5 protein-coding genes are annotated in these 4,359 nt (G+C 68.9%); 4 read left to right on the forward strand and 1 reads right to left on the reverse strand.

Annotation, left to right across the window (positions count from 1 at the left end):
* Nucleotides 1-157 precede the first annotated feature (157 nt).
* Nucleotides 158-553, reverse strand: a complete 396-nt coding sequence (locus JWP54_RS08520) for a phage holin family protein (RefSeq protein ID WP_297370344.1) — start codon at nucleotides 551-553, stop codon at nucleotides 158-160.
* A 104-nt stretch (nucleotides 554-657) separates the two neighbouring features.
* Between JWP54_RS08520 and JWP54_RS08525 the strand changes: the two genes are divergently transcribed.
* The 4 genes from JWP54_RS08525 to JWP54_RS08540 all read left to right on the forward strand — a co-directional run.
* Nucleotides 658-1,764 carry a histidinol-phosphate transaminase gene (locus tag JWP54_RS08525; protein ID WP_297370348.1) on the forward strand — a complete coding sequence of 369 codons (1,107 nt, stop codon included), beginning with the start codon at nucleotides 658-660 and terminating at the stop codon, nucleotides 1,762-1,764.
* A 10-nt stretch (nucleotides 1,765-1,774) separates the two neighbouring features.
* Nucleotides 1,775-2,917 (forward strand): thiamine pyrophosphate-dependent dehydrogenase E1 component subunit alpha, encoded by a 1,143-nt coding sequence (locus JWP54_RS08530; RefSeq protein ID WP_297370351.1) that lies wholly within the window; start codon nucleotides 1,775-1,777, stop codon nucleotides 2,915-2,917.
* 5 nt (nucleotides 2,918-2,922) lie between these two features.
* Nucleotides 2,923-3,945: an alpha-ketoacid dehydrogenase subunit beta gene (locus JWP54_RS08535; protein WP_297370358.1), complete on the forward strand. Its 1,023-nt coding sequence runs from the start codon at nucleotides 2,923-2,925 to the stop codon at nucleotides 3,943-3,945.
* A 28-nt stretch (nucleotides 3,946-3,973) separates the two neighbouring features.
* On the forward strand, nucleotides 3,974-4,359 hold a 386-nt coding region (locus JWP54_RS08540), incomplete at its 3' end, for a biotin/lipoyl-containing protein (RefSeq protein WP_297370355.1).

A 4,359-nucleotide genomic window follows, 5' to 3' on the forward strand; every position in this document is an offset into this window, starting at 1 on the left:
CCGCCACGTTCGACCTGTGGTCGACCAGAAGCGCCTAGCCGAGGGCCACGAGCACTTCGCGGGTCAGGCGCCGCTGCGCGGGTGGCGGGCCACCCGCGCAGCGGCGTGCGACCCGCGCGACGCGACGCGACCGGCGCGGCACCGGGGTGCGGGCGGCCTAGCTGCTGGAGTTGTTCAGCGGCCGCACCAGCAGGCCGAACAGCCAGCTGAACACGCCCAGCACGAAAGCGCCGAGCACGCCCCACCAGAACCCGTCGATGACCAGGCCGAAGCCGAGCGGGCCGGAGATCCACGCGACCAACAGCAACAGCAGTCCGTTCACGATGAAGGAGACCAACCCGAGGGTGAGCACGTACAGCGGGAAGGCGACGATCCGCACGAAGCCGCCGACGACCCCGTTGACGACGCCGAAGATGAGCGCGATCAGCAGGTAGGTCAGCACGAGCGCAACCGTGTCCGGCGCGTACGCCTCCACTCGCACCCCGGCCACGATGAGAGTCGTCACCCAGAGGGCGGCGGCGTTGACGATCAGTTTGACGAGGAAGCTACCCATGCCTCCACTATGACATCGGATGCCGCCGGCCCAGCGGATTCCGGAGCGGCATATACGCCGGGAGCATGCGGCATCCCGAATATGTCGCGGCGTAGACTCGCGGAGTGAGCCCTTCTGACCAGCCATCAGTCCGTCTGCGACCGGAGATCGTTGCCCTTCCGGCGTACCGGCAGGGCAAGGCGGCCAGTGCGTCCGCCTTCAAACTCTCCAGCAACGAGAACCCGTTCGACCCGCTGCCCGGGGTCGTTGAGGCCGTCAACGCGGTTTCGGCGTTCAACCGCTACCCGGATGCCTCCGCCCTGGCGCTGCGCGAACGCCTCGCCGCCCGGTTCGAGGTGTCCCCGGACGAGGTGCACGTCGGCGCCGGATCGGTGGCGCTCCTCGCCCAGCTGATCCTCGCGGCCGCGGGTCCCGGGGATGAGGTTCTCTACTCCTGGCGCTCCTTCGAGGCCTACCCGAGCCTGGTCACCGTGGCCGGCGCTTCGAGCGTCACCGTGCCCAACCGCGCCGACCACGGCCACGACCTGCCCGCCATGGCCGCCGCGATCACCCCGCACACCCGCGTCGTGATCGTCTGCAGCCCCAACAACCCGACCGGTGTGATCGTCACCGCCGATGAGTTCGCCGCGTTCATGGCCCTGGTGCCGGCGGACCTGCTCGTCATCCTCGACGAGGCGTACGTCGAATTCGTGACGGACCCGGCTGCGGTTGACGGGACCACGTTGCTCAAGCGCTACCCCAACCTCGTGGTGCTGCGCACCTTCTCCAAGGCCTACGGCCTGGCCGGCCTCCGGGTGGGCTACGGCATCGGCCCGGTCGGCATCCTCAACGCCGCCCGCGCCACGGCGATCCCGCTCTCGGTGACCGGGCAGGCCTCGGCCGCGGCGCTGGCCTCTCTCGACGCCGAAGCCGAGCTGCTGGCCCGGGTGGGCGTTCTCGCGGAGCGCCGCGATGTCATTCGGGCCGCTCTCGGCGAGGCCGGCCTGAACATCCCGATCTCGCAGGCTAACTTCGTCTGGCTGCCGCTGGGTGAGGCGACGAACGCCACCACCACCCGTTTCACCGATGCCGGGCTCGTCGTCCGGCCCTTCCACCCGGAGGGCATCCGGGTCTCGATTGGCGAGGAGGAATCTGTGGAAACACTCCTGCAGATCTGCGCTGAGATTGTTCAGCATCTACCAACGGGGCATCCGGCCCGGCGGCTAGGTTAGTACGGTGCCAGTGACCTCCAATGACGCACCAGTGCGCACCCTCGCCTCGCCCACCGTTCAGCTGCTTGCCACGGACGGCACGTTCGCGCCGTCCGAATCGGCCGCCGAATTCCTGCCCTACTTCGACCGTCTGACCGAGGCGGACTACCGCGCCTTCTACCGCGACATGGTCGTCGTGCGGAAATTCGACACCGAAGCGGCGAACCTGCAACGCCAGGGCCAGCTGGCGCTCTGGGTGCCCAGCCACGGCCAGGAGGCCGCCCAGGTCGGCTCCGCCCACGCCACCCGCCCGCAGGATCACGTGTTCCCCTCCTACCGCGAGCACGTCGTCGGAATGATCCGGGGCCTGGACATGGTCGACATCCTGCGGATGCTGCGCGGCGTCACCCTCGGCGGCTGGGTCCCCGAAGAGCACGGCAACTTCCACCTCTACACGCTGGTGCTCGCCTCGCAGACCCTGCACGCCACCGGCTACGCCATGGGCATGCAGCTGGATGGCGCCACCGCGACCGGCAACCCGGAGACCGATCAGGCGGTGATCGTCTACTACGGCGACGGCGCCTCCTCGCAGGGCGATGCCAACGAGGCTCTGGTCTTCGCGGCCAGCTACCAGACCCCGCAGGTGTTCTTCATGCAGAACAACCACTGGGCCATTTCGGTGCCGGTGTCCCGCCAGTCCCGGTCGCCGTTGTACCTGCGCGCCGGCGGCTTCGGCATGCCCGGCATCCAGGTCGACGGCAACGACGTGCTCGCCAGTTACGCCGTCACCGCCAAGGCGATGGACGACGCCCGCGCCGGCCACGGCCCGTCGCTGATCGAGGCGCTCACCTACCGGGTCGGCGCGCACACCACGGCGGACGACCCCACCAAGTACCGGGACCCCGAAGAGCTCGCCTATTGGGTCGCCCGCGACCCGATCGTGCGCTTCCGCAGCTACCTCGAAGGCCTCGGCATCGAACGGGAATTCCTCGACTCTGTCGACGAGGAAGCCGCCGACCATGCCGCCGACGTGCGCCGCCGCGCCCTGGAGATCACCGCGCCCGACCGTTCGGTGATCTTCGACAACGTCTATGCCGAACCGCATCCGCTGGTGGTGGAGCAGAAAGCCTGGCTCGACGCCTACGAAACGTCCTTCGACGGGAGCGAGTCCTGATGAGCATGCCCGACACGACGACGCCCCCGCCCGAGACCGCCCCGGCGCCGTCGACGGCGACCCTGCCGATGGCCAAGGCCCTCAACAAGGGCCTCCGCCAGGCGATGCTGAACGACCCCAAGGTGCTCATGATGGGCGAGGACATCGGCCCGCTCGGCGGCGTCTTCCGCGTCACCGAGGGCCTGCACGCCGAGTTCGGCGAGAAGCGGGTGCTCGACACGCCGCTGGCCGAATCCGGCATCATCGGCACCGCGATCGGCCTGGCCATGCGCGGCTACCGGCCGGTCTGCGAGATCCAGTTCGACGGCTTCGTCTTCCCCGGCTTCGACCAGATCACCAGCCAGCTGGCCCGGATGCGGAACCGCCACGAGGGCGGCGTCATCATGCCCGTCGTCGTGCGGATCCCCTACGGCGGCCACATCGGCTCGATCGAACACCACCAGGAAAGTCCCGAGGCGTACTTCGCGCACACTCCGGGCCTGCGCGTGGTGAGCCCGTCGAACCCGCACGACGCGTACTGGATGATGCAGGAGGCCATCGCGTCCGACGACCCGGTGATCTTCTTCGAACCCAAGAGCCGCTACTGGCCCAAGGGTGAGGTCGACCTCAGCATCAGCGGCACCCCGCTGCACGCCAGCAAGGTCGTGCGCACCGGCACCAGCGTCACCGTGGTCGGCCACGGCGCCATGGTGAGTGTGCTGTTGCAGGCCGCCGAGCTGGCCGCCGCGGAGGGCATCAGCCTCGAGGTCATCGACCTGCGCTCGATCTCACCGATCGACTATGCGCCGATCCTCGAGTCCGTACACAAGACCGGTCACCTGGTGGTCGCGCAGGAGGCCGCCGGCTTTGTCAGCGTCGGCTCCGAGATCGCCGCGACCGTCACCGAACGAGCCTTCTACTCGCTCGAGGCCCCGGTGCTGCGAGTGTCCGGCTTCGACACCCCGTTCCCGCCCGCCGCGGTGGAGACGCACTTCCTGCCGAGCCCCGACCGGGTGCTCGAAGCCGTCGACCGCGCCCTCGCCTTCTAACCCGAACACCTGCCCCGAAAGGCACCTCATGAGCGTCTCCCGATTCACCCTGCCCGACGTGGGCGAGGGACTGACCGAGGCCGAAATCGTCGAGTGGAAGGTCGCCCCCGGCGACACCATCTCGATCAACCAGGTGCTGGTCGAGATCGAAACGGCCAAATCGCTCGTTGAGCTGCCCTCGCCCTACGTGGGCGTCGTCGGCGAGATCCTGGTCGAATCCGGAACCACCGTCGACGTGGGCACCGTGATCATCACCATCCTCTCCGAAGCCGGAGACGGTGCCCCGGAGGCGCCGGCGCCGGCCGATGAGGATGTCGCTGCCGCGGCCGAGGATGCCGGTGCCACCATTTCCCAGGAACCGGCAGAGGACTCCCCGGCCGTGCTCGTCGGCCGTGGAGCTGCAGCGTCGATGCC

The organism is Cryobacterium sp. (assembly GCF_025463825.1).
Lineage (GTDB): Bacteria > Actinomycetota > Actinomycetes > Actinomycetales > Microbacteriaceae > Cryobacterium.